Below are 26663 nucleotides of genomic sequence, written 5' to 3'. Positions count from 1 at the left end.
CGGGCCAGGCCGAGGGGAGGGGGAGGGTCAATCCCTGGAGCCTTCGACCCCCGGACACCGACGCCGAGGTCAAATTTTTACACCCGCGAAATTGAAAAATCAGGTCGGCGCGAGGAGTTCTCATTTATGACCCGTGGACGTAAGCCCAAGCCGAGTCACTTGAAGGCGGTCCAAGGGAACGCCGGCAAGCGGGCGATCAACCATGACGAGCCGCAGGCCGATTCGCTGCTCGAGGTGCCGCCGCCACCGGAGTGGCTCGATCCGATCGGCATTCAGATGTGGGAGAGGGTGGCGCCGTGGCTGGTGAGCAGCAAGATCCTCACCGCGTCCGACATCCCCAACCTCGAGGCCTATTGTGCCGCCTACGCGCGGTGGCGCAAGGCGGAAGAGAACATCGCTGTCAACGGTCTGGTGGTGGACAGCCCCATGGGCGGCGTGGTGAAGAACCCGGCCTGCACCGTGGCCAACGAATCCCTCAAGCAGATGACGACCTTCGGCAGCGCCCTGGGCCTCGACCCCGCCAGTCGGGCTCGCCTTGCGGTACCGGGCGCGAAGGAAGCCAACAACCCGTTCAAGGATCTGGTGGGCAAAAAGCGATGAGATCGGATGGCCAGCTACCCCAACGTCAACGCCGCGAACAAGTACGCCCGGGACGTCGTGGCTGGCAGGATTCCGGCGTGCAAGGAGGTCCGGCAGGCCTGCCGGCGCCATCTCGACGACCTGAAGGCAGCGAAGTCCCGATCGTTTCAGTACCGTTTCGACCGTGACGCTGCCGAGACGGTCTGTGTCTTCATCCAACTGCTGCCCCACACCAAGGGGCGCTGGGCGCGTGAGCGCCGGCTGATCACTCTCGAGCCCTGGCAGCTGTTCATCTTCTGCGCGATCTTCGGCTGGCTGCGCAAGAAGAGCGGCCTTCGCCGCTTCTCCGAGGCCTACGTCGAGGTCGAGCGCAAGAACGGCAAGTCGGTGATGGCCGCCGGCGTGGCCAACTACATGCTCGCCGCGGATGGCGAGTACGGCGCCGAGGTTTACTGCGGCGCGACCACCGAGAAACAGGCCTGGGAGGTCTTCCGCCCGGCACGGCTGATGCTGATGAAGTCCCCGGCGCTGGTTAGTGCCGCCGGCATCGAGATCATGGCCAAGAACATCTCGATCCCGGAGGACGGCAGTCGCCTCGAACCGCTGATCGGCGACCCGGGAGATGGCTCCTCGCCCAGCTGCGCGCTGGTCGACGAGTTCCACGAGCACCAGACGCCCAACCTCTACGACACCATGCTCACCGGCATGGGCGCCCGCGACCAGGCGCTGATGTTCATCATCACCACCGCGGGCTTCAACCTGGCCGGGCCCTGTTACGACAAGCGCCGCCAGGTGCAGCAGATGCTCGACGGCGCGCTGCCCAACGACGAGCTGTTCGGGATCATCTACACGATCGACCAGGGGGACGACTGGCAGGATCCGGCGGTCCTGCGCAAGGCCAACCCCAACTTCGGCGTCTCGGTCTCCGAGGAATTCCTGCTCAAGGCGCAGCGCGACGCCGTTCGCTACCCGAGTCGTCAGAACGCCTTCCTGACCAAGCACCTCAATGTCTGGGTCAGCGCCCGCACCGCCTGGTTGAACATGGCGGACTGGCACTCGTCGGGCGAGGACGGCCTGACGCTCGAGGCCTTCGAGGGCCAGCCCTGCTGGCTGGGCGTCGACTTGGCCAGCAAGACCGACATCGCCGCCATCGCGCTGCTGTTTCGCGACGAGGTCGAGGACAAGAAGGGGCGGTTGAAGACGCGCTGGACAGTCTTCGTGCGCAGCTACCTGCCGGAAGGCGCGGTCGAGCGGGCGAGCAACAACCGCGCCGCCTACGAGAGCTGGGTCAACAGCGGCGACCTGATCACCACTGATGGCGAGGAGCTCGACTTCGACGTCATCCGCGAGGACATCAAGGACCTCGCCGGGCGCTTCGAGATCCAGGAAATCGCCTACGACCCCTGGCGCGCGACGCAGCTCGCTCACCAGCTGATGAAGGACGGCGCCGAGGTCATCGAGTACCGCAACACGGTGCAGAACATGAGCCCAGCGATGCGCGAGATGGAGGCCGCCATAACCGGTGGGCGCTGGCGGCACAGCTCGGATCCCGTGCTCACCTGGATGGCCTCCAACGTGGTCGCCAAGTCCGACGCCAAGGACAACATCTACCCGCGCAAGGAGAAGGACGAGAACAAGATCGACGGCATCGTCGCGATTCTCATGGCGCTGGGTAGGGCGGTTCTCACCGAGGGTGATGAGCCCCAGAAATCCATCTACGACACGACGGACGTGACATGCTGATTCCCTTGATCGCTTTTCTCGTCGGGCTGATCGGCGCCGCCCTGGTGTCGTTCGGGGCCTGGCTGCTGGCCCCGGCCGCCGGCTACATCGTCGCCGGCGTTCTGTGCCTGGCGTGGTCCTGGCTGGCGTCCCGCGCCGCCGGCCGCCAAACCCCGGCGCAGGAGGCTGACTGATGTTCTGGCCCGGGCTTTTCACTACCTCGTCTAGCAGCGCCGGCACTGCCAAGCGTAATCCGGACTGGACTGGCTGGGTCAGTTCCATGACTGGTCGCCAGAGTTCCGCCGGCGTCATGGTCAACACCGAGACCGCGATGGCGGTGGGTGCGCTGCGTGCCTGCGTCACGCTGCTCGCCGAATCCGTTGCGCAACTGCCTTGCGAGCTGTACCGGCGTGACGGCAAGGGCGGCCGCGACCGCGCCGTCGAGCACCCGGTCTACGACCTGATCCACAGTCAGCCCAACCGCAAGGACACCGCGTTCGAGTATTACGAGCAGGCCCAGGGCTGCCTCGGCCTCGAGGGAAACCAGTTCTCGCTGATCGAGCGCGACGGGCGCGGTTACCCGACCGAACTGATCCCCATCCATCCGAAGAAAGTCCGGGTGCTGAAGGGGCCGGACGCCATGCCGTACTACCACCTACTCGAGGTCGACGAGGTGGTGCCGATGCGCATGATGCACCACATCAAGGCGTTCTCGGTGGACGGCTATGTCGGCCTCTCGCCGATCGCCACCAACGCCGACGTCATTGGCCTGGGGCTGGCCACCGACCAGCACGCCGCGGCGGTGTTCCAGCGCGGTGCCACCATGTCCGGCGTGATCGAGCGGCCGCGCGAGGCGCCCGCAATCGAGAGCCAGGGGGCCATCGACCGGATCCTCGAGAAGTTCACCGAGAAGCACGGCGGCGGGCTTCGCACCGCCTTCTCGGTCGCGATGCTGCAGGAGGGCATGACCTACAAGCAGCTCTCCATGGACAACGAGAAGGCGCAGTTGCTCGAGTCCCGCAACTTCTCGGTCAACGAGATCTGCCGGCTGTACAAGGTGCCGCCGCACATGGTCCAGCAGCTTGACAAGGCCACATTCAGCAACATCGAGCACCAGGGCCTGCAGTTCGTCATCTACACCCTGCTGCCGTGGGTGAAGCGCATCGAGGGCGCGATGATGCGCGACCTGCTGCTACCGGCAGAGCGCAAGAACCACTACATCGAGTTCAACGTCGGCGGCCTGCTGCGCGGTGACCAGAAATCCCGATACGAATCCTATGCCCTGGGCCGCCAGTGGGGCTGGCTGTCGGTCAACGACATCCGTCGCCTCGAGAACATGCCGCCCATCACTGGCGGCGACCGCTACCTGACCCCGCTGAACATGAACGACTCCGGCAACATCGAGCAGTCGATGAACGCCACGCCCGAACAGATGCAGGAAATCGAGGGGATCCTTAAATGCCGCACGCCCTGATCAACTATCCACACATCGCGTCGATGGTGTTCGACACGCCACTGTACGCGACGCCCACGCTGGTTCAGTCCGTGCGCACGGTCCTCGAGCCGCGCCTGCTCGGCAAGGCCGCCGACCTGCCCAACGGTGTCAGTCTGGACGGCGGTAACCCGGAAGAACGCGAGATGCAGCGCCTGCAGGTGGTAGGGCGACTGGCAATCATCCCGGTCGACGGGATCCTGGTGGCTCGGCGCGGCACCATCAATGCCGCCTGCGAGGAGCTGGTCTCCTACGAGCGGCTGCGCACGCAGATCACGGCGGCGCTCAAACACGAGATGGTCGAGGAGATCGTCCTCGATTTTCACACCGGCGGCGGCCACGCCATGGGCTGCAAGGAACTGGCCGACTTCATCCAGGCCAGCCGGCAGGTCAAGCCCATCACGGCGCTGGTCAACTTCGCCGCCTACTCGGCGGGCTACTTCCTGGCCTCGGCCTGTTCGCGAATCGTCTGCAGCCCGACCGCCGGCGTCGGCTCGATCGGCGTGATCATCGAGACCTACGAGGTGAGCCGCATGGAAGAAGAGATGGGCATCACCTTCAACACCTTTTTCCGCGGCGACCACAAGAACGACGGCTCCCCGCACGAGCCGATCACCGACCAGGCCATCGCCGAGATCAATCACCGGCTCGATGCCCACTACGCCACCTTCACTGAATCGGTGGCCGGTTATCGCGGCATGGACGTGGCCGATGTCGTCGCCACCCAGGCGCGGCTCTACAGCGCCGAGGATGCCCTGGCCGCCAAGCTGATCGATGAGATCGCGCCGGCCCAGGACGCGGTCGACGCGATCGCCCAACGCTACGCCTCATCCAGTCGTACCAGTTCCGGTCGGCGCATCCGGGCCCAGGCCCGGGCGCTCGACGCCCAGTGTCGGCTCTAGCCAGGCGGCGGAGCGACAACCCAGGCGGCCACCGGCCGCCTTTTTCATGCCCGTGAATCCCCAAGGAGACACCGCAATGCCCACCATCGAAGAACTCCGCCGCAACCGCGCCGAGGTCAACGACAAGATCCAGGCGCTGGCCAAGACCGAGGAGGAGAGCGGCGAGCTCTCCGCCGAGCAGCTCGAGGAGTTCGAGCAGTTGGCCGGCGACTTCGACAAGATCAGCGCCCAACTGGACCGCGCCGAGCGCATGGAACGCATGAACGCCGCGGCCTCCAAACCGGTCGAGAGCTTCGGCGGGCACAGCCGGTCACCGGCCGTGCACACCAAGCCCGAGCTGAAGCAGTACGAGGGCGCCAAGGCCACGCGTATCGCCATGTCCGTGGCGGCCGCCGGCGGCAACCGTGATCTCGCCGTCAAGTTCGCCCGCGAGGAAATCGGCGATGCCGACGTCGCCATGGCGATCGAGACCTCGTCCGGGTCCGCCGGGTCGCTGGTGCCCCAGAACCTCTACAGCGAGGTGATCGAGCTGCTGCGCCCGAAAACCATCGTGCGCGGGCTCGGCGCCCAATCGCTGCCGCTGCCCAACGGCAACCTGAGCGTTCCGCGCATGGCGTCCGGTGCTGCGTCCAGCTACGTCGGCGAAGGATCCGACGCGCTGGCCACCGAGGCATCGACCGACGACGTGCAGCTCAGCGCCAAGACCATGATCACGCTGGTGCCGATCTCCAACCAGTTGATCGGCCGCGCCGGCTTCCAGGTCGAGCAGATGTTCCTCAACGACATGCTCAACTCCATGGCCGTGCGTCAGGACAAGGCGTTCCTGCGCGATACCGGCTCCGGCGACATGCCGACTGGCTTCGCCCAGGCCGCCCGCGATGCCAGCCGCGTCGTGGCTTGGTCAGGCACTGCCGACCTGGCCACCATCGACGAGTATCTCGACAGCCTGATCCTCAAGCTGATGAACAGCGACAGCATGATGGTTGCCTGTGGCTGGGGGCTGTCGCCGCGCTCCTACATGAAGCTGTTCGGGCTGCGCGACGGTAACGGCAACAAGGTCTATCCGGAGATGGCGCAGGGCATGCTCAAGGGCTACCCGATCAAGCACACCACGACCATTCCGGTAAACCTCGACACCTCGGCCGCCGGCAACAACAACGAGACCGAGATCTACTTCGCGGACTGGAACGATGTGGTGATCGGCGACGCCGACTCCATGACCATCGATTTCAGCCGCGAGGCCACCTACAAGGATGGGGCCGGCAACCTCGTCTCCGCGTTCACGCGCAACCAGTCGGTCATCCGCGTCGTCAACGAGCACGACGTCGGCTTCCGCCATCCCGAAGGCCTGGTACTGGGTACCGAGATCACCTGGTAAGCCGCTGCCGCCCGGCAGGCAGTTACCCCGGCTGCGCGCCCCGCGCGGCCGGGCACTTCCCCTCATTCCCCGAAGGAGCCTCCCATGGCCGAACAGAAATCCAAGTTGGTCTCCGTGACCTTCAAGAAATCCTGGGGTCGCTACGCGATCGGCGACCGTGCCGGTTTCGAGCCCGAGAAAGCCCAGTGGTTGATCGAGACCAAGCGCGCCGTCGAGTCCGGCAAGACCTCGACCGCCGATGCCGAGACCAAGGCCACCACCAGCAAGAACGCTGGCGGCGACGGCAAGGCCGCCGAGAAGACCTGATCGTCAACCGCGGCCGCCGACCGGCGGCCGTGATCCCGAATTCTGAGCGAGTGCCCGCATGATCACACTGGCCGACGCCAAGGCGCACCTACGTCTCGATGCCGACGACACCAGCGAGGAAACGCTGATCCAGGCGTTGATCGACGCCGCCGTCCGCTACGCCGAGAACCACACCCAGTCGCGGTTCGCCAAGGCCAGCAAGATCCAGGTGCTCGACGGGTTTCCGGCCAAGGATGCCGCCATCGAATTGCCGTGGTCGCCGGTGATCGCCATCGACAGCCTCGACTACATCGACCCGGCCGGCGTCAGCCAGGCCATGGATGTCTCGACGTTGCGCCTCGATACCCGGCCGATCATGCCCCGGCTCTCTCCGCAGTACGGCAGCGACTGGCCGGTGACCATCGCCGAACCCGAGTCGGTGACCATCACCGCAACGGTGGGCTACGACACGCTGCCGGCTGACGTCCGCCTCGCGTTGCTGCTGCTGATCGGGCACTGGTACGAGAACCGCGAGCAAGTAGTGGTCGGCACCACCAGTAGCGAAGTGCCGCTGGGTGTCGGCTCGCTGCTGGCGCCGTATCGCATTCACGCCGTGGGGTGAGCCATGAGAGCCGGTCAGCTACGCCACCGCGTCACGCTCGAGTGGTACCAGGAAGGCGCCCGGTCCCCCTCCGGTGCCACACCCGCCGAGTGGGTGGCCGAGGCCCGGGCGCGCTGGGCCGAAGTGAAGCCGCTCAGCACCCGCATGACGTTCCTCGCCAACGAGGCCAACAGCAGCACCACACACACCGTCCGCATGCGCTGGAACGAGGCCATCGCCAACGCCACCGGCGAGACGCTGCGCCTGGTGCACGACGGCCGGGTCTACCGCGTCGATGGGCGGCCTCTGGACAAGGACGGCCGACGCCGAGAACTGGAGATCAGCTGCCATGAGTGGGTTTGAATTCCAGCTCTCCGCCGAGCAGATGGCCGAGGTGCAAAAGGATCTCGATGGCCTCGCCGCCGATCTGCAGGCGAAGGCGGTGCGCGCCGGCCTGGTCAAGGCCGTGTCGCCCATCAAGCGTGCCGCGAAGCGAAATGTCCCGGTGCTCTCCGGTGATCTCCGAAAGTCGATCGGTCACCGCCTGCTGAGCAAGTCGGCGCGTGGGCGGCTGGGTATCGCCAACGACCGCGTCGCCATCGTCGTCGGGCCGACGCGGAAGGTTGGCGGCTACGCCCAGGACTTCGTGGCCGGGCTGGTCGAGAGCGGTGTCGAGCCCAGCACGCGCACAGTGCGCCGCAACCTGAAAGGCCACCAGGCGCACAAGCGCGACGGCAAGTGGGTTACCTACACCTACCGCCACCCCGGCCAGAAGGCCGAACCGTTCCTTGGCCCGGCCTTGCGTGAAAACGGCGACGAGATGGACAGCCGGTTCTACCAGGGCCTGACCCGCTACCTCGAGAAGCACCGCGCATGATCGACGCCATCATCACCCAACTGCAGGGCGCCGGTATCACCGCCGCGCGCTCGAGCGACGCCGAGCCCGCGCGGACCGACACCGTGCCGGGGCTGGTCACGCTCGTCGACCCCGTCGTCGACAGCGCGCTGTGGCCGCTCAACCTGCCCGAGCAGGCCCCGGCCACCAACGGCGTGTATCAGCTGGTCGGCTGGAACGAGATCGACGTCGACGGCTACCGCCTGGGTCGCGTCGATACCTACGTCCTGAGCCTGCGATCGCCGCAGTTCGACCCGCTGCGCACCATGACGGACGACCTGATCGACCGCGTCGCCGCCCATCGCGGCACCGTCAGCTGGTCGATCACCGACGCCGCCACCGACTACGAGCCCGAGCCGCTCCAGTACCGCGCGCACTTCGAGCTGCAGGCCGCGGCGTTGGCCATGACGGTCCCGACGGTGCCGGCGGCGTTCGTGCACGTTGTCGGCGCGTCGCCGTCGGAAAACGATCTCGATGCCTGGGCGGTGCGCCAGACCGTCACCGAACAGATCGCCGTGGTGATCGTCGCCGACCAGGACGACATCGAGGCCCAGCGCCGCGCCGCCGGCGTGGCCCTGCTGGGCATGGACACCGGTGGCGACGGCGTGTCGCCCCTGGTGTATCTGGCCGGCCAGCCCGCGGCGATTTCCGGCCGGCACGTCTACTGGCGCGAGCTCTACGGCTACCAGCGCCTGATCCAGTCCACCTGATCCAGTCCATGTAGGAGACACCCATGGCCAACCTCGGCGGCCGTTACGAGATCCGCAACGGCAAGCGCGTGCGCGTGCAGTACACCCAGCCCGCGGCCGACCCCAAGCCCCAGGCCAAGGCGCCCGCCAAGGCCAGCGAGCCCGCCGCTAAGCCGGCGCCGGCGAAATCCAGCAACGTGAAGGAGAGCGGCGATGCCGATCAAATGGCGTAAGCGCCTGGTGGCGGTGAAGAAGGAATCCACCTACGGCCAGGGCAGTGCAGACATGACCGGGGCCACCATCCTCGAGGTCGTGATGATGGAGGGCGGCAATCCCTATGCCGGCAACACCGTGGACCGCGAGCGTATGCGCAACGGTCTCGGCGGGTTCGAGCAGGTCAACACCGGGCCCTATGTAGAACGCTCGCTCCGCACGCCTTTGTCAGGCTCCGGCACCAAAGGCGAACCGCCGGGTTCCGGCCTGCTGCTGCGTGTGTGTGGCTTCTCGGAGACCATCAACTCAGAGGCGGGCAGCGAGAGCGTGACCTACGCGCCGGTCAGCAAGGGTTTCGAGTCCCTGGAAATGTGGTGGCTCGAGGACACTCAGCAGCAGCACGTCACTGGTGTGCGCGGCACGGCCTCGATTACCACCGATAGCCAGGGCCTTCCGTATATCCAGTACCAGTTGCGCGGACTCTACCAGCGCCCGGAGGCTGCCGGCGATGCCAGCGTTGCCACCAAGGGCGCCCAGGCCAAGGAGTTGCCGGTCAACAAGCAGAACAGCCAGTTCAGCATCGACGGCAACCAGGCGCGCATGTCGTCGTTCTCGCTGGACCTGGGCATCGAGTACCCGTATCGCAACCTCACCAGCTATGAGGGAGTCGAGCTCACCGACCGTCAGGTCTCCGGCTCGACCAACATCGAGGCGCCGGATCTCGCGACGGTCGACTACTTCGCCAAGGTCGAGAGCCATCAGGCCCAAGCTCTGGTGCCGGTGGTGCTCACCCACGGTACGGCCGAGGGCAACATCGTCGAGATCAGCGGCCAGCAAGTGCAGCTCAGCAGCATCTCGCCCAGCGAGAACCAGGGCATCATGCATTACGACCTCGGTCTGCGGTTCCTGCCCAGCGCCGCCGAGGACGACGACGTCTCCATCGTGTTCACCTGATCCGGCTCCGCCGGCAACCCTTTACCGCGCCGCCTCCGGGCGGCGCCGTTCGTTCCGTCTATCGTGAGAGCCCGACATGGCATTCCTGCTCAAAGAAGTCACCGACATCACCGTCCCCGTCACAATCCAGATCCCGGGCGAAGAAAGCACATGCAAGATCTCCGCGCGCTGGCGCCTGCATGACGTCCCCGACGCCCAGAAGCGTCAGGAGCAAATGCAGAAAAGCGAGCTGTCGGAGGACCAGCTCGTCGAGGAAGACCTGCTCGACATCGAGGGCATGAGCGACGAGAAGGGAAAGCCGCTGAAGCTGACCAAGGACATTCGCGATCAGCTGATGCGTAAGGCGTACATCCGCCGGCCTCTGGTGCTGTCCTGGTTCGCCGCCCAGCAGGGCCGGGGCGAGGCCGCCGCAAAAAACTGAGGGAGGCCGGCCGGTACTGGGCGGGCGGCAGCATCCAGGATACCCGCGCCGATGACGCCGCCGCCTGGGGGCTGGACGACTACACGCCCGACGACGTGCAGCCCGAGCACTGCGCCGTCTGGCCCGAGCACTGCGCCGTCTGGCCCGAGCACTGGCCGGCCCTCGAGCTGTTTTTCGGCGTGCAGACCCAGTGGCGCATCGTCGCCGGCATGGGCGGGGCCCAATACCAGGGCCTCGACTACAGCGCCGTCTACGCCCACCCACGCCTCGCCCGGCTCGGCTACGACGAGCAGGACGAACGCCTCGAGCAGTTGCGCCACATCGAGGCCGGCGCGCTCGAAGGGTTGAATGCGCGGTAGGGAGGTGGGGTAGATGACTAATGCAGTCGGCGCTAAAGTTTCCTTTGCCTAACAACGCAAGGGAACAAAGCAATGTGGAAAATAACCATGGGAGCGGCCGCCCTGGCCATGCTGGCTGGCTGTGCAACTTCATCTGATGTGATGAACGCTCCACTGACAGCGGGTGTGTCCAAGGACTTCAGCGCTCCCTACGACACTACCAAGCGTCTGACGCTCGAGAGTGTCCAAGGACTGAACGTCGATGTTAAATCGACGCAGGAGTCGGGTGACGTTTATACGATTCTTTTCGCGAAGCCCATGTCGGCGTTCAGTTGGGGGGAGATAGGGCGCGTCAACGTCATGGACCTTCACCCAAACAGTCGTGTGTCCGTGGTTTCCGAGAAGCGGTCGAAGTACCAACTGACAGGTACGGATGAAGATGAATTCGCCCAAGCGGTCTTCGATGGTATCGAGCATGCGCTGGATCGTCGCTAGTCTCTTGATCGTATCGCTGGCAGGGTGTGGAGGCTTGGAAAGAAAAAGCTACCCAGCTTCCGGTGCCACCAATCGTCTCGTTGGAACTGTGGCTCATGTCCAGCCGTATACCGGTGAGGCCAGTGAGAGCAATTGGTCGCGGGCTGGCTGGGGCCTTCTTGCTGGCGGTATTGTGGCGAGCGCTTTCGCCGGCCTATCAGAATCTGACATTGGTGACGTCGATGCATACAGCTATATCGTCAAGCCTGTGTCAAGTGAAGACCCTCAACTAATCAATGCCTACAACTTCGTGCCTAAGGGTGCTTGTGTCGCCGTATATGATTCAGTCTCCCAGGGCATGATGTCCATTGAAATGCTCGCACCGGATTCCTGTCGCTGAATAACGTCTTCTCTTTACAACATCGAACCCCGCCACGGCGGGGTTTTTTATTGCCTATCGGGTGAGGTAAGTCATGGCCAAGCAGTATCGGACAGCGCTGATCATCGAAGGTGACGCCAGGGGCGGGATTCGAGCAATTCAGGCAACGGACGATCAGTTACAGAACCTGAACCGCCGGTTCGATGATAGTAGCCGCCGGTCGCGGCAAATGTCCGATGATATAGATAATGCTGGCGAAAGCCTGGACACGTTGAAGGACATCGCCCTTGGTGCCGGCGCTGCTTTGGCTGGAATGTTTGCTGTCGGGAATCTCGCTGAACAGGCGAAGATGATCCAGCAGACCGACGCCCTGGCAAGGTCGATCGGTGTCAGCACTCAGCGCCTCCAGGAATGGCAGTACGCCAGCAAGTCAGTCGGAATGGATGCCGAAAACATCGGCGGCATCATGAAGGATGTCGCTGACAAGATCGGTGATGCCTACCGCAACGGCGGAGGCGAGGCGATCGACGCGCTCGAAACGCTGAACCTCCAAGCCGCCGACCTGATCAAGTTGAGCCCTGACGAAACGATCCTCAAGATAGCCGAAGGTCTGCAGCAGTTGGACCGCTACTCGCAGGTCAACATCCTGGAATCACTGGGCGACGACGCGGTGTTGCTACAACCGCTGCTCGAGAACAACGCCGAGGCGCTGAAGCAGTACGCCAGTATGGCCCGATCGCTCGGTGTTGCGATGGACCAGGTAGACATCGACAAGGCCGTGGACGCCGCCCTGGCCATGAATCAGCTCGAGGGTGTCGCAACCGGGCTAACCAATACCCTGATTGCTGATCTTGGGCCAGGACTGACGAGTGCGACTAACAACCTCACCACCCTGATCGATCAGATTGGTGGCGCTGATGAAGTTCTCGACGTTCTGATGACCACGGTCGGGACACTAGCCACCGTGTATCTGGCTCGCCGCCTCGGCCCCGGCCTGCTTTCTGTCGGCAGGAGTGGGCTAGTGGCTGGTGGCCATATCGCAGAGGGCATGTACATTGCCACGGGCGCTGCTGGGCGGCTGAACCAGGCGCTTGTCGTGACCCAAGCGCGAATTGCCGCAACCGCCGCCGCCGGCCGCGCCCTGACTGGCGCGCTTTCACTGGTTGGTGGCCCGGCGGGCGTCGCCATGCTGGCCGTAGCCGGTATCGCCGCCTATCACGAAGAACTCGACGAGATGCTGGCGCCGGCGGAGCGGGCGACCCAGCGCGTCAACGACCTGACGAACGCCATCAACCTCAACAGCGAGGCGGCGATCAAAGGGCAACTGGTAAACCTGACCGGGCAGATGGTGCAGCTCGAGCAGCAAGCGGCCGCCGCTCGCCAGCAACTCGAAGAGATCAACGCCTCATCGAGCGACCCCGGCCCGTTCCGGAATTCCATGGTGCTGGGCCAAGACGCCGAGAAGCGCCGCGAGGCCTACGAGACCCTGAGGAAGGTCCGGGAGGAACTCGACGCCAACGGCCAGGCGTCCGACAAGCTGCGCGAGCGGCTGTCGCAGCTCAACGAGCAGAGCGTCGACACGATCAGCACCATCAGCGATTTGGGGAGCGCAACGGACGAGGCCGCGAAGACCGCGGGTGAATACGACAACAGCCTGCAGTCACTGCTGGATACGCTCTATCCGGCACAGAAATCGCAGCGCGAATACCAGCAGGCCATCGACCTGCTGACCACCGCCTACATGCGCGGCGACATAAGCCAGCAGCGCTACATGGACGGTCTCGACAAGATCGACCAGCAGTTCCAAAGCGGCAGTGATTGGGCCGAAGCCTACGGCATGAACGTCGAAACGGCCGCCCAGCAGGCCGCCGATGCCGCCGACCCCATGGGTGTTATCTGGGAGCGCACGCTCGAGCGCATGGACGACGCTGGCGTTTCCATGTGGCGTGGTTTCCTGGATGGTACCGGCGATGCGATGGATCAGTTCGAGGATCTGGTTCTCGATTCCGTCGCCGAGGTGGCTCACAAGCTGATCACTCAGCCGCTGACGATGAGCATTTCAGCGGCCATAACTGGTGAGAGCAGATCTTCGCAGCAGGCCGGTGGTGGCATGGGCGGGCTGGGTGATCTGGCCAGCCTGGGCAAAAACGTCTACAGCGGCATCGCCGACGGCTTCGGTGCAGTAAATTGGTTCGGTGCGCCGACATCGTATACCAGCGGTTTTGGCAGCCAAGTAGCCACTGGTGGCTTGCAAAGCGGCCAGGGCTTCATGAATCAGGGCTTCCTTTCCAACGGAAGCATGTCCAATTTCTCCGGTTTGACAGGCCTTGCGTCACTGGGTGCCGGCATGCTCGGCAACTACGTCGGCAGCCAGGCCGGCGAGTCGCTAACCGGGAAACAGGCCAACAGCAATATTGGCTCAACGGTGCTTGGTACCGCTGGCACGCTTTTCGCTGGCCCTGTCGGTGGGTTTCTGGGCTCCGCAGCCGGCAGCGTGATCGACGCCGCGCTCGGCTCGTCGCCGCCCGAGCTGGATCTCTCGCTGCGCCGTCGGCCCGCGGAGGCGTATGCCGACCGGCCCAACTGGGACGAGGGGGTGCGCTCAGTCGGTGCGTTCGGGACGCTGGGTCTCGACGAGGATGGCACCCACGACATCAACTCGCTCTGGTCGCCCGAGCAGGCGCAGCAACTGTTCGACGGTCTGGCGCAGCTCGACAACGCCCTCGCCGCGCTGGCTGATACCCCCGAGCAGCTCCAAGCGATGACCGACGCCGTCATGTCTCCGGATCGGCACGGCATGCAAGGCCACTACGGTGAGACCTCGCATGCCTCGAACGTCGTCAGGATCTTGACGTCGCGCTACAAGGACGCGCTCGACCCGCTGAACCTGGCCTTCGAGGATACCATCCTGGCGTTTGAGGGCGGATCCGAGGAACTGGTCGGCGTCGCCACCAACCTCAAGAGCGTTGAGGACACTGTCGGCGACAACGCCCAGGCGATGGCCGATGCCCGTGCCGCGCTGGCGGACAGCGACGACATCGTGGCCACGGCCCAGCAGCTCGCGACGCAGGCGCAGGCGATGCAGACGCTGTCGCAGGCGGCTGACCGGCTCAACCTGCGTTTCGACGAGACAGCCGTCGGTGCCATGGCCGCCGCCGGTAAGCTCGCCGAGATGGCCGGTGGTCTCGGCAACCTGCAATCCCTGCAACAGCAGTATTACGCCACCTGGACCACCGACGAGCAGCAGCTCGCCGATTTGCGCACGGATCTGACCGAGCAGCTCGCCTCGGTGGGTATCGATGCCGTGCCCAAGAGCGCGGCGGCGGTGCGCGATCTTGTCGGCGGCATCGACACGATGACCGAGGCCGGTCGTGAGCAGCTGCTGACGATCTACCAGCTGACGCCGACGCTCAAGAGCTACACGGATGCGATGAGCGAGCAGCGCACCGCTGCCGAGGAAGCGGCCGAGGCTATCAGCAATGAGCGCTGGTCGTTGCAAAACGAGCTGCTCAAGGCTCAGGGCAAGGACACCGAGCTGCTAAATCGTCAGCGCGAGCGCGAGCTGGCAGGTCTCGACGAGTCGAATCGCGCGCTGCAGCGGCGAATCTGGTCGCTCCAGGACGAAGCGAAGGCCCAGGAAGCGGCCGAGGCGGCGCGGGAAGCGGCGCAGGAGGCAGCGCGAGAGCGGGAGGCGCTGTTGACACGCACCGGCGTTTACACGTCCGGCATCGTGGGCAGCGTCTCCGACGCGCTGTCGATCTTCAACGAGTCGTCATCGACGCTCGACGACATCGCCGAGACCCGTCAGGCCCAGCTCGAGGACGAGCACCGCGCGATCACCTCGCTGGGCGACTTGCTCGACTCGCTGTCGACGTCCGACCTGGCCATCGGCTCGTCGCTGGATGCCGCGCAACGTCAGTACGACCGGCTCTATGCGCGGGCCCGGGGCGGCGATGCAGGCGTCATCGACGACTACACCAGCGCCGCGCGCGACTATCTCGATCTCTATCAGCAGAACGCATCGACCGCGCTCGATTACGCCCGGGTCTATGCCGGCGTGACGAGCGGCGTGGCCGGGCTGCAGGACCAGTTCGAGGACTCCGTCGACGCCACCGACGACGTGGGCAAGACCGCGGCGCGGCAACTGCGCGAGCAGGAACGCACAAACTACACCCTGCTCGACTCGCTCAACGAGCTGGTCACGCAGAATGCGTCGCTGAACTCGATCGCCGACCTGATCGACACGCTCCCCGCCGGCATGGCCAGCACGCTCAGCGATCTGTTTCCGGAGTACGGCACTGATGTCGGCGAGAGCGGGTTCAACGCGTCAGCGTATCTCGCCAACAAGACCGCGCAAGTCAACGCGTCGCACCAGGGTGGCCGCGGCGATTGGACCGTCGAGCAAGTGTTGGCGGCGATCGAGCAGGCGGGCATGACGCCGTATGAGCACTACCAGCGGTACGGGCGTGACGAGGGCGTGCTACCGACCTACGACCCGGACGGCGGCGCCGGCTCCGCGCAGAGCGCTAATCGCTTCAACGAGTCGCGCTACCTCGCCAACTATCTGGACTACCTGCAGGAACGCGACGCCGGCGAACGGTCGTGGACGTCCATCGGCCAGGTCGTCGATGCGTTCAGCGACTCCGGCATGACGCCTTACGAGCACTGGATGCGCTACGGCCGCGCCGAGGGTGTGCCGGCCTACGCCGCCGGCGGGCTGCACGGCGGCGGCTGGGCCCTGGTAGGCGAGCAGGGCCCGGAGTATGTCGACCTCGGCCCGTCGCGGATCTACAACGCGCTCGAGACCCAGCAGCTCATGGACCTGCCCGCACCTGGTGCCCTGCCACCGGCGATCCTGCCGCCCATGGCCATGGACGACCGCGCGGCCCGCCGTGACGACGAGGCCATCGTCCGCGCGCTGCAGGCGCTGACGGATCGGGCCGAGCGCAGTGAGCAACGCCTCGAGGTCGTCAGCCGGGCGGCGGCGAAGATGGCGCAGATCCTGCGCCGCTGGGACTACGACGGGCTGCCCGAGGTCCGCGAGTTGGTGGAGACGGTGCAATGAAGATCATACGGCCGGTAACGGTCGACGAGACGCGGCTGGTGACATCGAACGTCGCGGAGTCTGAGTACCCGATCTACAGCAGCGGCGCGTCCTACGCCAAGGGTGATCGCTGCTACGTGCCGGCGAATCACACGGTCTACGAGGCGGCGGTGGCGGTTTCCGGCGTCGATCCGGTCGATGACGTGGCCACCGCGAAGACCCCCAAGTGGCTGCGCGTCGGGGCCACCAATCGCTGGGCCATGTTCGACGGCAAGATCGGTACCGGGACCACGGCCGCCGAGCCGTGGGCGGTCGGTGATGGCGTCGGCATCCAGGTGGAGGTGCAGCCCGGGGCGGTGATCAACGGCGTGGCCTTCTTCGGTCTGGTTGCCGACGCGGTCACTGTCGAGGTCATCGACGACTACGAGGGGACGGTCTATTCGCGGCGGCGCTCGTTGATCTCCAGCGCGGGGATCGATAGCTGGTACAGCTGGTTTTTCGAGCCGATCGAGCGCGACACCGATCTCGTGCTCGACGACCTGCCGAGCTACGGCTCGGCAACGCTGCGGATCAGCATCGACCGCGAAGGGGCTCCGGCGACATGCGGGCTGGTGGTGATCGGCGCCCAACGCAAGATCGGGCACCTCAAGTGGGGCGCCCAGCCGGGCATTACCGACTACTCACGCAAGGGGCGCGACGTCTTCGGCCGCCCGGAGATCGTCCCGCGCGGCTTCTCGAAGATCCTCAGCGCAGACGTGGACATCGACACGCAACGCGTCGATGCCGTGCTGAAGATGCTCGCCGGCTACCGATCGACCGCGCTCGTGTGGATCGGGGCGATCCAGTACAGCTCGACGATTCTCTACGGCTACTTCCGCGATTTCACCCCGGTTCTGGATAACCGGATCTTTTCCGAGATCAGTATCGACATCGAAGGGCTCAACGAATGACGACACCTAGCATCGACGAACTCCCGGCGGCGCCCTCGCGCCGCGCCCAGGGCGAGGAGGAATTCGACGTCCAGGCCGACCGCTTCGTCGCGGCCCTGCCGCCCATGGTGCAGCAGACCAACGCCGCCCTTGGCTGGATCGATGGGCAGATCGAGGTGATTGGCAACCAGGTCACCGCCGCCGGCGAATCCGCGACGGCCGCGGCCGAGGCACGGGATCAATCACAACAGGCCGCCCAGGCATCAGCGGACTCGGCAACTGCCGCTAGCGAGAGCGAGAGCGCCGCGCGCACGATCGCCGCCACCGTGGGCGATGCCGCCGGGCTGCCGGCGCTGACGGGCAACGAGGGTCGCGCGCTGACCGTGCAGCCCGGCGCCGATGGCGGTGACCCCAGCGTCGCTTTCGGCGGACCGATGGCGCTCGAGCAGTACAGCCTCGACGTCAACGACACCTACTCGGCAAACGCCACCACGGCCGTCGATGTCGATCTGTCAGACGGCCCGCAGGTCGTGATCGTGGGCAATAGCTCGCTGCGCACGGTCAATCTCAACAATCCGCCGGCGGACAGATCGATGTTGGTGATCGTTCAGGCTAATGGCTCTGCCGGTCTGTCATTTACCCAACTGCCCAACGGCAATTATTGGGACGACGGTGAAGTGCCCGAGGCCGGAGCCTACTGGACCCAGTATTTGCTCTGGTACACCGGCAGTTACTGGCGCGGAACAGTGGGGATTAAGCGATGATCGAGATGCTGATGGGCTTAGGAAGCGGGAAGCCCAAGCGGATTATACTGTCTGATCAAAGCGGCAACTTGTACGCGCTGGACAAAAGGAATGGCGATATTCTGTACAGCAAATATATCGGAAGTGGAGGGGTCGCTGGTGTAGTCTATGATTCAAGCCAGTCGTTGATAAAGACAATTGACAATGACGGAAAGGTTAAGACGGTAAGGGTTGATGATTTTAGCCAGGTCAATTCTGGTCCGACTTTTTCTAGCGCCTACTATAATACAGGCAAGAAAATTGGTCTTTCGAGCGGTGGTCAATATGCTTTTTTCGTCGGTTCCGGCAGCTACCATCTAACGCTCGAAACATCCAGCAATTCTGGCAGTCAGTACAATTCAGTACCTTATAACTACATCGTAGACGGCTATTATAGCAGTATTTATTTTGTAAGCTACACGGGCGGGGGTTTGTTTAGAAGAGACCTTAGCAATAATCAGCTATCCTCGTTTTCAAACTCCGATGATTTTCTTGATATTTGCGTTGAGAATGGTTATCTGTTTGCCTTGACGTTAGGCGGCGAAATATTGGTGCGCAGCGCAGCGAATGTTTCGACGGGAAATGGATCGATGGCAATCACCGCCTTCCCTAAAAAAAACAATTTATTATCATACATACTGGCGTCTAAAGATGGCCAGTATGTTTATGCAATGTACAGAAGTGGTAATAATCTATACCTAGAAAAATTCAGCCGGCAATCGCTCAGCGTCCTATCGACAATCACTCTTGTTGCAATGCCTGCAAACTATCCGCTTTCATCAACCGCGCGGATTGATAGCGATGGCAATTTGTTTATTTGGATAAACTGGACGTCATATACAGGGCTGAAGATGTTCGACTCTGATTTGAATCTCAAGTGGGATGTCAGCGCCGGAGATAGCGGATACAGTTTCCTATCAGGGGTGCACCGCTTCATTGGGGGCGACTACGAATGATCATCAACACCGAAACCCACGAACTCGAATCCCCGCGCCAGATCAGCCAGTCCACCGGCGTGCCCCTGCCGCGCAATCCGCCCGCCGAGACACTGGCTCGGCTCGACCCGCCCCGCGCGTATGTCGTCGAGAGCGAGCCGCCGGCCGGCGATGTCGTTGAGCCTGCCGGCTTGGAGCAGGGGGCGGACGGGGTATGGCGGCAGGCGTGGAACGTGCGCGACTACACCGCCGCCGAGCGTGCCGCGCAGCTCGAGCAGGCCCGCGAGGAGGCGCTGGCGAGGCTCAATGACGATTACAACGCGCTCGTCGAGCCGATGATCAAGTGGTACCCGGAGACCGAGCAAAAAACCTGGAATGCCCAGGAAGCCGAGGCCAAGGCTTACCAGGCGTGGATCGACGACGGCAGCGGCGGCGATCCGCCGGCAACGCCCAAGCTATCGGGCATTCTCGCTGGGCGCAGCCCGGACGGCAGCGAGACGATGGCCGACCTGGTCGCCAAAGTGCTCAATAAGGTAGAGCAGTATTCGCAGGCGCTGGAGCTGATGGGCCGGCGGCAGCGGGGCGAGAACCTGATCGCTGCCGCCGAGACGCCCGAGGAGGCCCGGGCGGTGACGTGGGAGAGCCTAGAAAACTAACTAATATCCATAATGGGGTCTGAATAAAAAGCCATGAATACTAAAAATCTAGTACCCATAGAGTGGCTAATTTAGCCCGCAGTTTTTTTGTCTTTTGTCTATTTTTTGTTAAACAGCATCTCCAAGAATCGGTGATTATGAATCTTGGGAGGAGATCATGGCTTACTACAGATGCGCCCATTGCGGGTACACCACCTACTTATTGACAGGCGATATGCTTTTCAAACGGTCAAGGGGTCCAGCCCCATGTCCAAAGTGCGAGGATGGCGTATTGCTACCCGTACCTAGTCGGAGATAATTATCTAAGATAATCATTGTGGTTTCTAGCAGAAGCTTTCGAGACAGAATGCTAATAAGATTTAGTTGTCAACACCGCCAAATGCTTGCTGTTAGATAACTATAAAAAAGCATCTTTTTATTTTTCCGATGTGAGGGGGAGTCATGGCAATGGGGAGCGGGGTTAGGGAGGATGTGCAGAATGACATTATTGTTAGTTTTGCAAAAGCAATTCTAGAAAAGGCGGTCGAAACCAGAGAGAGCTTGGTGAAATATCTTATTTTAATATCCTCGACATCAATCCCGATATACTTGAGCTTGCTAGACATCAGAAAATCATCTGGGGATGGCGATTTTTCATTGTGGGCCTTGACTCCAGTCGCACTTTTTTTAACCGCCATGATTATGGGGGTTTATATGATGATACCAAAAATGACATCCTACGACCTGAAGTATCCAGAAGCTATTATTGAAAGGTACTTCGAGGTGATTAGACGCGCCAAGCGTCTTTCCGCGATTGGAGGAGTTCTGTACATTTTAGGTATATTCCTTGCTGCATCTTTCCTCATTTTGTAGCGTGGTCGCTCAATCGCTCCCCGAAGGCTATCCAAGGTGTGCGATCATCACCGAGCCCGCCCGTGGCGCCGTCGGGAACCTGCCTGCCGATGCGCTGACACACTGGTCTGTCGATCGCCGGGTCGGCAACGTGCGCAACGATGACGAGACGCTCGTCAATCCTGCCTGAGGATTGGTAACGTAAAGTAACTATCTTACAGCCATGTAAGCCCTGGCTTACAGCCGCCTGTGGCGTCCCCGGTTACAGTCAAATGACATGCATTATGTTCAGGATCGGGGACGGATCCCCTGGCAAGGACGCCATCAATTCTCATCGTGGGAGGCCGAGATGCGGCGGTGGCTCATTGCGGGGGCATTGGCGGGGATGGTCGCGACGGCGGCGCTGGCGGCAGTGCTGCCGGCACAGGCGGCCGATGTCTATCGCTGCTCCATCAACGGGACGACAGTATTCCAGGACGCCCCATGTGGCGACTCCAGAAAACCCGTCGAGATCGGCGGCCTCACCATCCTCGGCGGGGAGCCGGACAATGCCGACCCTCTCACGCAGTTGGGTCGTTACCGAGCACATTCTCTGAATCAGGCCATCGAGAACATGCCCGCCGTGAAGGCGACTCGCGCCCGTGAGAATCGCATCAACAGGGCAGTCATCGGTGGTCGCATCACCAAGGGAATGTCAGAAGCCGAGGCGAGGTTGGTCTACGGTGTCCCTTTCCACGTCGATCGCGATGGCATCTGTCGGCGACTGGTCTGGCGAAACCCTGATCACGCGGCTCGGATCTGTTTGAACCAGGTCAGCAAAGTCCTCTACTGATCACCGCAGCATGGCGATTGGCAGTTCATCCCACCGGGTGGTATAGCGCGGCGTCCGATGCTGGCAGCGCAGCGCCCATGCATTCCCCGCCCGTGGTTTCCCCACGCTCACCGCATCCCGGCCGTGCTCGCGGTTGATCTTGTCGATGACGCTCATCAGCCGCTCGTTGCGCGCTCGTTCGGCGTCGCTCTGCGGATCGTCGAACAGGTCGTGCTGCAGCGTCGCCTTGTCCGCCAAGTCCAGCATCATCACCCCGCCTTTCATGTAGAGATACCCGCGGCGGTACATGGCATCGAGCGCGCGCAGGGCCGTGGCCACGATGATTCGGCTGTCGTCGGTGGGGCGAGGCAGCGGCACGACCAGACTCGGGTTGTACTGCGGCAGGTCCTCGCGGTGCCTGTTCGTCTTCAGGAACACCATCATGGCCCGGGCGACGCTGCCCTGGCGCCGCAGCTTCTCAGCGCCGCGGCTGGCGTGGACGCGGATCGCCTCTCGCAGATCGGCCTTGTCGCCGGTGAGCCGCCCGAAGCTCCGTGAGGTCATGATGTTGTCCTTGGGCTTGCTCATATCGTCGAGCTCGATGCAGTCGACGCCGCGCAGTTCCCACACCGTGCGTTCCATGACCACGTTGAAATGCTTCCGGATCCGCTTGGGGTTGGCCTGGCGCAGATCCCACGCTGAGCGGATGCCCAGCTCGCCGAGCCGGATCGCGGTGCGCGCGGCGACGCCCCAGAGATCGGTGACTGGCATGCGCTCAAGTAAGTGACGCGTGACCGTGGCGTCGGGCTCCAACAGACAGACGCCCTCGTAGACGGCCTGCTTTTTCGCAATCCTGTTGGCGACTTTCGCGAGAGTACGGGAGGTCGACAGGCCGACGCTCACCGGGATGCCGGTGTTGCGCCGGACGGTGTAGCGCAGCTTCTGACAGTGGTCCTCCAGGCCGTCCAAGTCGAAGCCGTCGAATCCCAGGAATGACTCATCGATTGAGTAGACCTCGACGTCCGGTGTGAAATCGCGAAGGGTGGCGACGACCCGGCGGCTCATGTCGCCGTACAGCGTGTAGTTGCTGCTCAGCAGGATGCATTGTCGGCGCACGTGGTGCGGGATCTGGAAGGCCGGTGTGCCCATCGCCACGCCCAGGTCTTTGATCTCCTGCGATCGCGCGACCACGCAGCCGTCGTTGTTGCTCAATACCCCGACCGGGCGTTCCTCGAGGCGTGGGTCGAAGACGCGCTCGCAGCTCACGTAGAAGTTGTTGCAGTCGACCAGCCCGATGATGCTCATCGGCCTACCCCGCGGCGCAGTGCGTGGACGTTGTGAGTGACGACCCCCCAGTAATGGCATTCAGACCCTGTCAGCGGGATAGCCTGGTAATTTGGGTTGCCGGGGATCAGGTAGGGGCGATTGCCGATCGTGCCGAGCCGCTTGCACGTCAGCTCACCGTCGACGGCGATGACCAACACATCTCCGTCCCGGGGCTCGAGCGAGCGATCGACGATCAGCAAATCGCCGTCGTAGATCCCGTCGCGCACCATCGAGTCCCCCTTGGCTCGCACATAGAACGTGCTACTGGGGTGTTGCACCAGGTGCTCGACGAGATCGAGCTCGGTCTCGATGTAGTCGTCTGCCGGCGACGGGAAACCCGCACGAACGGCGTCGGCAGCGAGCGGTAGCAGGCGAGGGACGGCGGTCTCGTCGACCCGGCCGATAACGTCGAGATGAATCATGCTCCGCTCTCCGCCGGGTTCCAGCGGAGGCTCGCTGTATCGTCGTCTATACGAGTGACGGCCACGTGCTCGTTCGTGTCGATCTCGTCGAGTATCTGATCCCAATCTTCCTGGGATTCATCGGGCTGGCGCTCGAGAGTGATTTGCCGCCGGCTCACCGCGGCGGGTGAGGTCACGGCGCGCTGGATGCGGTGGCCCAGGCGCTCGTAGCTGGTATTGGACATGGTGACGTTCCCCGTTCGCTAGATACTGTGTATTTATACAGTATCAGCAAACAAGCCAGCGAGAGGCAAATGCTAATACAGGTTCAACGGCAGATCGATTCGCAGGGCGTGCCGTCGCCATCACCATCGAGGCGACCGTTCCCGCACTGCTGCAAGTGATAGAGCGCCTCGTCGCACGAACTCATCGCGCCGCAGGTTTTGCGGGTTGCGCAGCTATACGAATCCCTCGCGGTCTCGAAGATAGGATCGCGGCGCTTTACAGGTGCTGGCGGGATGGCCGGCGCCGAGGTATCGCCCGTCACGTGAGGGTTGCCGGCGCCCTGGATGGCCGCGATGCGCTGGTTTCGCAGCAGCTCCCATTCGTCTACTGGATCCTGCTTGGCCCAAGCCTTGAAAAGCTTCTGCTGTTGTCTGCTGATGGTTATGCCGTATGTGTCACGCATGTACCAGTACGTCCGAGCCACGTCGCCGCGCACGGCCGCCGGTGGTTCGAAGGTGCGCTCATCGAAACTGACCTTGGCCTGGCACTGGCCATACTGGAATGCATCGGCGCTGGCCACCATTCCATACCGCATGTTCGATCGATCCCCATTCACCTCACCGACACTCGGTACCAGGTTGACCAAGTCGGCTTCTGCCTGGCGGAAGATTGGATCCGTCGATCGGCAGTTCCGACGCCCGCCGTCCTGCCAGCACTGGCGCTGGCGCCCGAAATCGTATGCCGGCATGACGTGTTCCCACTCGATGCGGCTGGCGCGCCTCGGCTGCTTGCGGACCTGGTACCCGCAACTGGACAGATCGGGGCCGGCTTCGAAGTCGAACGTGCAGCCGCAGTAGAAGCTGGAGCTTTGATCGAAGTAGATCTGCTCCTCTGCGATGCGCTTGGCGGCGGAGAACGACGAGGGCGGGCCACCGAGAGCGGGTAGGGTGGTGGCAATCAGGAGGGCGGCGATCAGAGGTAGGCGCATGGGTATCAGCTCGGCAAGGCAAAAGGCGGGTATGGTACCAGCGCAGGACCCGTAAAACCCTATGCGTGGCGCCAGATTTCATGCGGGTCGGATATGTCGTGTCTGCCTCGCCCTGAAATAGTGGTTTTCTCAACTGTGACAACCGGTTAGCTTAGCAAGGGCGCAAGACTGGCAGTGTTGCGACCGGATAGGCGTGGCTGAATTTGAGTAATAGTGTGGAATTGCATGAAAGCGATGCGCATCAGAAGATGAACAGCGCTGTTTATTTCAATCCACGTGTGATCTTTGCCTTGATAATGCTGCTATGCCTTATAATCTTGCTAAAAATTGGTTCTTTATCACCAAGCTCGCGACGAGCAATTGTGTGTAGGTTGCTTATGCTTTCTTCTGCTAGTTCTAGGTACTGCGTGGCAATCTCTTCTTGATCCATATATTCTTCGTACCCCGGAGGAAAGTTGGGGCCGGCCAAGAATTTATTGATAACGCTGATTGCGTCGGAGCTTAAAAAGAAGTAATTGATTTCTAGGGCTTCCCTGGTTTCGCTAGTAGCCTTTTGGCTTTGGAGAGATAGTTTTCGGATTTTGCCGTCTAAATAGTCACTCTGGTGCTCAGATAAATGATCTATATAATTTTCGGCATAGTCTTTGTGGCGGTGTAGACATCGTATTGTTTTGGAGTACGCGTCTGCCCTTCGTTCCCATATGCGCTCACTTCGGAAACGAGTCATTGCAAACATCATGGTTAAGTAAGAGCTAACCAATACAGCTAGAATTGTCTTTAGAAAATCCATAGTTTCTCACGAGTTTTCTGAGTCTAGGGGTCGTAGAAGAATTCCTTGGTTCTAGTCTTGGGCGCACTCGAGATAGCTCGCCTTTCTAGGAGACGGTGTCGTGCGATAGAGCAAGACCAATCACTTTATTCGCAAACCACTCACTCTTTTCAGAGACCATGCCTTGCTCAAGTGCATCGAGGTAGTCGCTGTACCACTGCATCATCTTCCGACGCTTCCCAAGGTAGGAGGCTTGGTTGTAGACCCCGGCGACGCCGTGTTCCTTGTGAGCCAGCTGGGCCTCGACGAGGTCTCGGTGCCAGCCATGCTCACGCAAGAGCGTCGACGCGGTGTGGCGTGAACCGTGGCCGACGAGCTTTCCCTTGTACCCGACCATAGCGATCACCTTGTTGATGGTGTTCTCGCTCAGCGTCGGATTCTTCGGCCCGTTGCCGGGGAATACCCATCGGCAACGGCCGGTGATCTCGTGCAACTGGCGCAAGTCCTCCACGTTCTGGCTTGAGAGCGGCACCAGATGGTCACGCCGCATCTTCATCTTCTCGGCGGGGATGGACCACAGCGCTTCATCGAGGTCGAATTCCGACCACTCGGCGAGGCGGACCATGCCCGGTCGCGACGCGGTGCGCAGGACCATCCAGACAGCGATGCGGGAGATGACCCGACTGTTGGATCCGCGCAACGCCTGGATGAACTTGGGGAGGTCGGGCTCGAGCAGGTGAGGGTAGTGGGTCGTCTTCGGTGCCTCGGCGGCGATGTGGCGCAACTCGGAAGCCGGATTGAGGTCGCACTTACCCTGGGCGATCGCGCGCGAGAAGATCTGATTGATCCACGAGCGGGTCTTCTTCGCGACGTTGTGCGCTCCGCGTTTCTCCAGGCCTTCCTGGATCTTCGTGCAGTCGGCCCGGGTCACCGCGCCGAGTGCCTTCTTGCCGATCGCTGGAAGGATGTCGCTGTCCAGATAGAGACGCATCTGCCGAGTCGTGCCGTAGGCCCGGCCGGCGGCCAGCTTCGCCTGGTACCAGTCCTCGGCGGCCGCCTCGAAAAGGTGCTGCTCTTGTAGACCCTGCCTGTACACCGCCAGGTCGATGCCATCGGCGGCCATACCGCTCAGTCGCTGAGCTTCCTTCCGCGCAGCCTTCCCCGAGACGGCCGGGAATCCGCCCAGCCCGAGCCAGGCCCACTTGCCGTTCGGGCGCTTATAGCGGAGGTTCCAGGACTTGGAGCCATTCTTGCGCACCCGGAAGTAGAGGCCGTTGCCGTCCAACTCACGGTAGTCGGTGTTCTCCGGCTCAAGCGAAGCCAGCACGGTGTCGGCCAGCGGCCGCCGCTTGATCTGTGATCGTTTCATGACGTGCGTTCCCCAACGCTTGGCTTGTACCCCATGTACCCACGAACTTTAGGGTACACGTGGGTCTACACCGCGCAAAGCGCTATTGCGTGTAGCTTGGATTAGGTCAGGTGAAAGAAAGGCCTGTGGTTATGCGGCCTTGCGGGGGTGTTGAGTAGGTCAGGTGATGCGAGGAAAAGCTGTTTGGTGCGGATGGGGAGACTCGAACTCCCACGCCTCTCGGCACTAGAACCTAAATCTAGCGTGTCTACCAATTCCACCACATCCGCAGGAGG

At 62.6% G+C, this 26663-nt stretch carries 31 protein-coding genes and 1 tRNA gene; 25 read left to right on the top strand and 7 right to left on the bottom strand.

Translation table 11 applies throughout. The features are described from left to right. Window positions 1-126 precede the first annotated feature (126 nt). From D0901_RS02990 to D0901_RS02870, 25 genes are all read left to right on the top strand, one after another. Window positions 127-600: a phage terminase small subunit P27 family gene (locus D0901_RS02990; RefSeq protein ID WP_129138800.1), complete on the top strand. Its 474-nt coding sequence runs from the start codon at window positions 127-129 to the stop codon at window positions 598-600. A 6-nt stretch (window positions 601-606) separates the two neighbouring features. After that, window positions 607-2322, top strand: a complete 1716-nt coding sequence (locus tag D0901_RS02985; RefSeq protein ID WP_129138799.1) for a terminase large subunit — start codon at window positions 607-609, stop codon at window positions 2320-2322. Beyond that, the gene (locus D0901_RS02980) at window positions 2316-2495 is read left to right on the top strand and encodes a hypothetical protein (protein WP_129138798.1); all 180 of its coding nucleotides are present in this window, start codon (window positions 2316-2318) and stop codon (window positions 2493-2495) included. Before D0901_RS02985 ends, D0901_RS02980 begins: the two co-directional genes overlap by 7 nt. A gap of 86 nt (window positions 2496-2581) precedes the next feature. Next, window positions 2582-3775, top strand: coding sequence for a phage portal protein (locus tag D0901_RS02975; RefSeq protein WP_233440336.1), 1194 nt, complete (start codon window positions 2582-2584; stop codon window positions 3773-3775). Next, window positions 3760-4695, top strand: coding sequence for a S49 family peptidase (locus D0901_RS02970; protein WP_129138796.1), 936 nt, complete (start codon window positions 3760-3762; stop codon window positions 4693-4695). Before D0901_RS02975 ends, D0901_RS02970 begins: the two co-directional genes overlap by 16 nt. A gap of 76 nt (window positions 4696-4771) precedes the next feature. Beyond that, complete coding sequence (locus D0901_RS02965) at window positions 4772-6073, top strand: phage major capsid protein (protein ID WP_129138795.1); 1302 nt, start codon at window positions 4772-4774, stop codon at window positions 6071-6073. Window positions 6074-6157: 84 nt separating this feature from the next. Then, a complete protein-coding gene (locus D0901_RS02960) occupies window positions 6158-6379 on the top strand; it encodes a hypothetical protein (protein WP_129138794.1) in 222 nt (73 codons plus the stop codon). 58 nt (window positions 6380-6437) lie between these two features. Further along, on the top strand, window positions 6438-6980 hold the full coding sequence (locus tag D0901_RS02955; protein ID WP_129138793.1) for a head-tail connector protein: 543 nt from the start codon (window positions 6438-6440) through the stop codon (window positions 6978-6980). Between the two features lie 3 nt (window positions 6981-6983). After that, a complete protein-coding gene (locus tag D0901_RS02950; protein ID WP_129138792.1) occupies window positions 6984-7322 on the top strand; it encodes a phage head closure protein in 339 nt (112 codons plus the stop codon). After that, complete coding sequence (locus tag D0901_RS02945; RefSeq protein WP_162500804.1) at window positions 7309-7836, top strand: HK97-gp10 family putative phage morphogenesis protein; 528 nt, start codon at window positions 7309-7311, stop codon at window positions 7834-7836. The genes D0901_RS02950 and D0901_RS02945 overlap by 14 nt, the downstream gene beginning before the upstream one ends. Further along, window positions 7833-8564: a hypothetical protein gene (locus D0901_RS02940; RefSeq protein ID WP_129138790.1), complete on the top strand. Its 732-nt coding sequence runs from the start codon at window positions 7833-7835 to the stop codon at window positions 8562-8564. Before D0901_RS02945 ends, D0901_RS02940 begins: the two co-directional genes overlap by 4 nt. A 23-nt stretch (window positions 8565-8587) precedes the next feature. Further along, window positions 8588-8776, top strand: coding sequence for a hypothetical protein (locus tag D0901_RS02935; RefSeq protein WP_129138789.1), 189 nt, complete (start codon window positions 8588-8590; stop codon window positions 8774-8776). Then, entirely contained in the window at window positions 8757-9710 is a 954-nt protein-coding gene (locus D0901_RS02930; RefSeq protein WP_129138788.1) for a phage tail tube protein, read from the top strand. Before D0901_RS02935 ends, D0901_RS02930 begins: the two co-directional genes overlap by 20 nt. Window positions 9711-9786: 76 nt before the next feature. Further along, on the top strand, window positions 9787-10131 hold the full coding sequence (locus D0901_RS02925) for a hypothetical protein (protein WP_129138787.1): 345 nt from the start codon (window positions 9787-9789) through the stop codon (window positions 10129-10131). 95 nt (window positions 10132-10226) lie between these two features. Further along, window positions 10227-10490, top strand: coding sequence for a DUF1799 domain-containing protein (locus D0901_RS02920; protein ID WP_203234781.1), 264 nt, complete (start codon window positions 10227-10229; stop codon window positions 10488-10490). Window positions 10491-10562: 72 nt separating this feature from the next. After that, window positions 10563-10964 (top strand): hypothetical protein, encoded by a 402-nt coding sequence (locus tag D0901_RS02915; RefSeq protein WP_129138785.1) that lies wholly within the window; start codon window positions 10563-10565, stop codon window positions 10962-10964. Next, entirely contained in the window at window positions 10945-11343 is a 399-nt protein-coding gene (locus D0901_RS02910) for a hypothetical protein (RefSeq protein ID WP_129138784.1), read from the top strand. Before D0901_RS02915 ends, D0901_RS02910 begins: the two co-directional genes overlap by 20 nt. 73 nt (window positions 11344-11416) lie before the next feature. Further along, complete coding sequence (locus tag D0901_RS02905) at window positions 11417-16387, top strand: hypothetical protein (RefSeq protein WP_129138783.1); 4971 nt, start codon at window positions 11417-11419, stop codon at window positions 16385-16387. After that, entirely contained in the window at window positions 16384-17316 is a 933-nt protein-coding gene (locus tag D0901_RS02900) for a hypothetical protein (protein WP_129138782.1), read from the top strand. The genes D0901_RS02905 and D0901_RS02900 overlap by 4 nt, the downstream gene beginning before the upstream one ends. Next, window positions 17313-18059 carry a hypothetical protein gene (locus D0901_RS02895; RefSeq protein ID WP_129138781.1) on the top strand — a complete coding sequence of 249 codons (747 nt, stop codon included), beginning with the start codon at window positions 17313-17315 and terminating at the stop codon, window positions 18057-18059. The genes D0901_RS02900 and D0901_RS02895 overlap by 4 nt, the downstream gene beginning before the upstream one ends. Then, window positions 18056-19033 (top strand): hypothetical protein, encoded by a 978-nt coding sequence (locus tag D0901_RS02890; protein ID WP_129138780.1) that lies wholly within the window; start codon window positions 18056-18058, stop codon window positions 19031-19033. The genes D0901_RS02895 and D0901_RS02890 overlap by 4 nt, the downstream gene beginning before the upstream one ends. Then, complete coding sequence (locus D0901_RS02885; RefSeq protein WP_129138779.1) at window positions 19030-19668, top strand: hypothetical protein; 639 nt, start codon at window positions 19030-19032, stop codon at window positions 19666-19668. The genes D0901_RS02890 and D0901_RS02885 overlap by 4 nt, the downstream gene beginning before the upstream one ends. Window positions 19669-20109: 441 nt before the next feature. After that, window positions 20110-20520 (top strand): hypothetical protein, encoded by a 411-nt coding sequence (locus tag D0901_RS02880; RefSeq protein ID WP_129138778.1) that lies wholly within the window; start codon window positions 20110-20112, stop codon window positions 20518-20520. After that, window positions 20495-20689 (top strand): hypothetical protein, encoded by a 195-nt coding sequence (locus D0901_RS02875; protein WP_129138777.1) that lies wholly within the window; start codon window positions 20495-20497, stop codon window positions 20687-20689. The genes D0901_RS02880 and D0901_RS02875 overlap by 26 nt, the downstream gene beginning before the upstream one ends. A 159-nt stretch (window positions 20690-20848) precedes the next feature. Next, complete coding sequence (locus tag D0901_RS02870; RefSeq protein ID WP_162500803.1) at window positions 20849-21331, top strand: DUF4124 domain-containing protein; 483 nt, start codon at window positions 20849-20851, stop codon at window positions 21329-21331. Here D0901_RS02870 and D0901_RS02865 read toward each other — a convergent pair whose 3' ends face one another. The 7 genes from D0901_RS02865 to D0901_RS02835 all read right to left on the bottom strand — a co-directional run bounded on the left by D0901_RS02865 (window position 21332) and on the right by D0901_RS02835 (window position 26657). Then, a complete protein-coding gene (locus D0901_RS02865) occupies window positions 21332-22615 on the bottom strand; it encodes a Y-family DNA polymerase (RefSeq protein WP_325051823.1) in 1284 nt (427 codons plus the stop codon). It lies immediately after the preceding gene. Continuing rightward, on the bottom strand, window positions 22612-23058 hold the full coding sequence (locus D0901_RS02860; protein WP_129138775.1) for a LexA family protein: 447 nt from the start codon (window positions 23056-23058) through the stop codon (window positions 22612-22614). Before D0901_RS02860 ends, D0901_RS02865 begins: the two co-directional genes overlap by 4 nt. Next, on the bottom strand, window positions 23055-23282 hold the full coding sequence (locus D0901_RS02855) for a DUF1654 domain-containing protein (protein WP_129138774.1): 228 nt from the start codon (window positions 23280-23282) through the stop codon (window positions 23055-23057). The genes D0901_RS02860 and D0901_RS02855 overlap by 4 nt, the downstream gene beginning before the upstream one ends. 83 nt (window positions 23283-23365) lie before the next feature. Next, on the bottom strand, window positions 23366-24250 hold the full coding sequence (locus D0901_RS02850; protein ID WP_129138773.1) for an endonuclease: 885 nt from the start codon (window positions 24248-24250) through the stop codon (window positions 23366-23368). 262 nt (window positions 24251-24512) lie between these two features. Next, window positions 24513-25040: a hypothetical protein gene (locus D0901_RS02845; RefSeq protein ID WP_129138772.1), complete on the bottom strand. Its 528-nt coding sequence runs from the start codon at window positions 25038-25040 to the stop codon at window positions 24513-24515. A gap of 85 nt (window positions 25041-25125) precedes the next feature. Beyond that, a complete protein-coding gene (locus D0901_RS02840) occupies window positions 25126-26388 on the bottom strand; it encodes a tyrosine-type recombinase/integrase (protein ID WP_129138771.1) in 1263 nt (420 codons plus the stop codon). Window positions 26389-26572: 184 nt separating this feature from the next. Next, window positions 26573-26657, bottom strand: a tRNA-Leu gene (locus D0901_RS02835). Window positions 26658-26663: the final 6 nt, after the last annotated feature.

Origin of the sequence: Modicisalibacter coralii (genome assembly GCF_004117855.1) — a bacterium.
Taxonomy (GTDB): Bacteria; Pseudomonadota; Gammaproteobacteria; order Pseudomonadales; family Halomonadaceae; genus Modicisalibacter; species Modicisalibacter coralii.
This window is presented reverse-complemented; position numbering and strand designations above follow the sequence as displayed.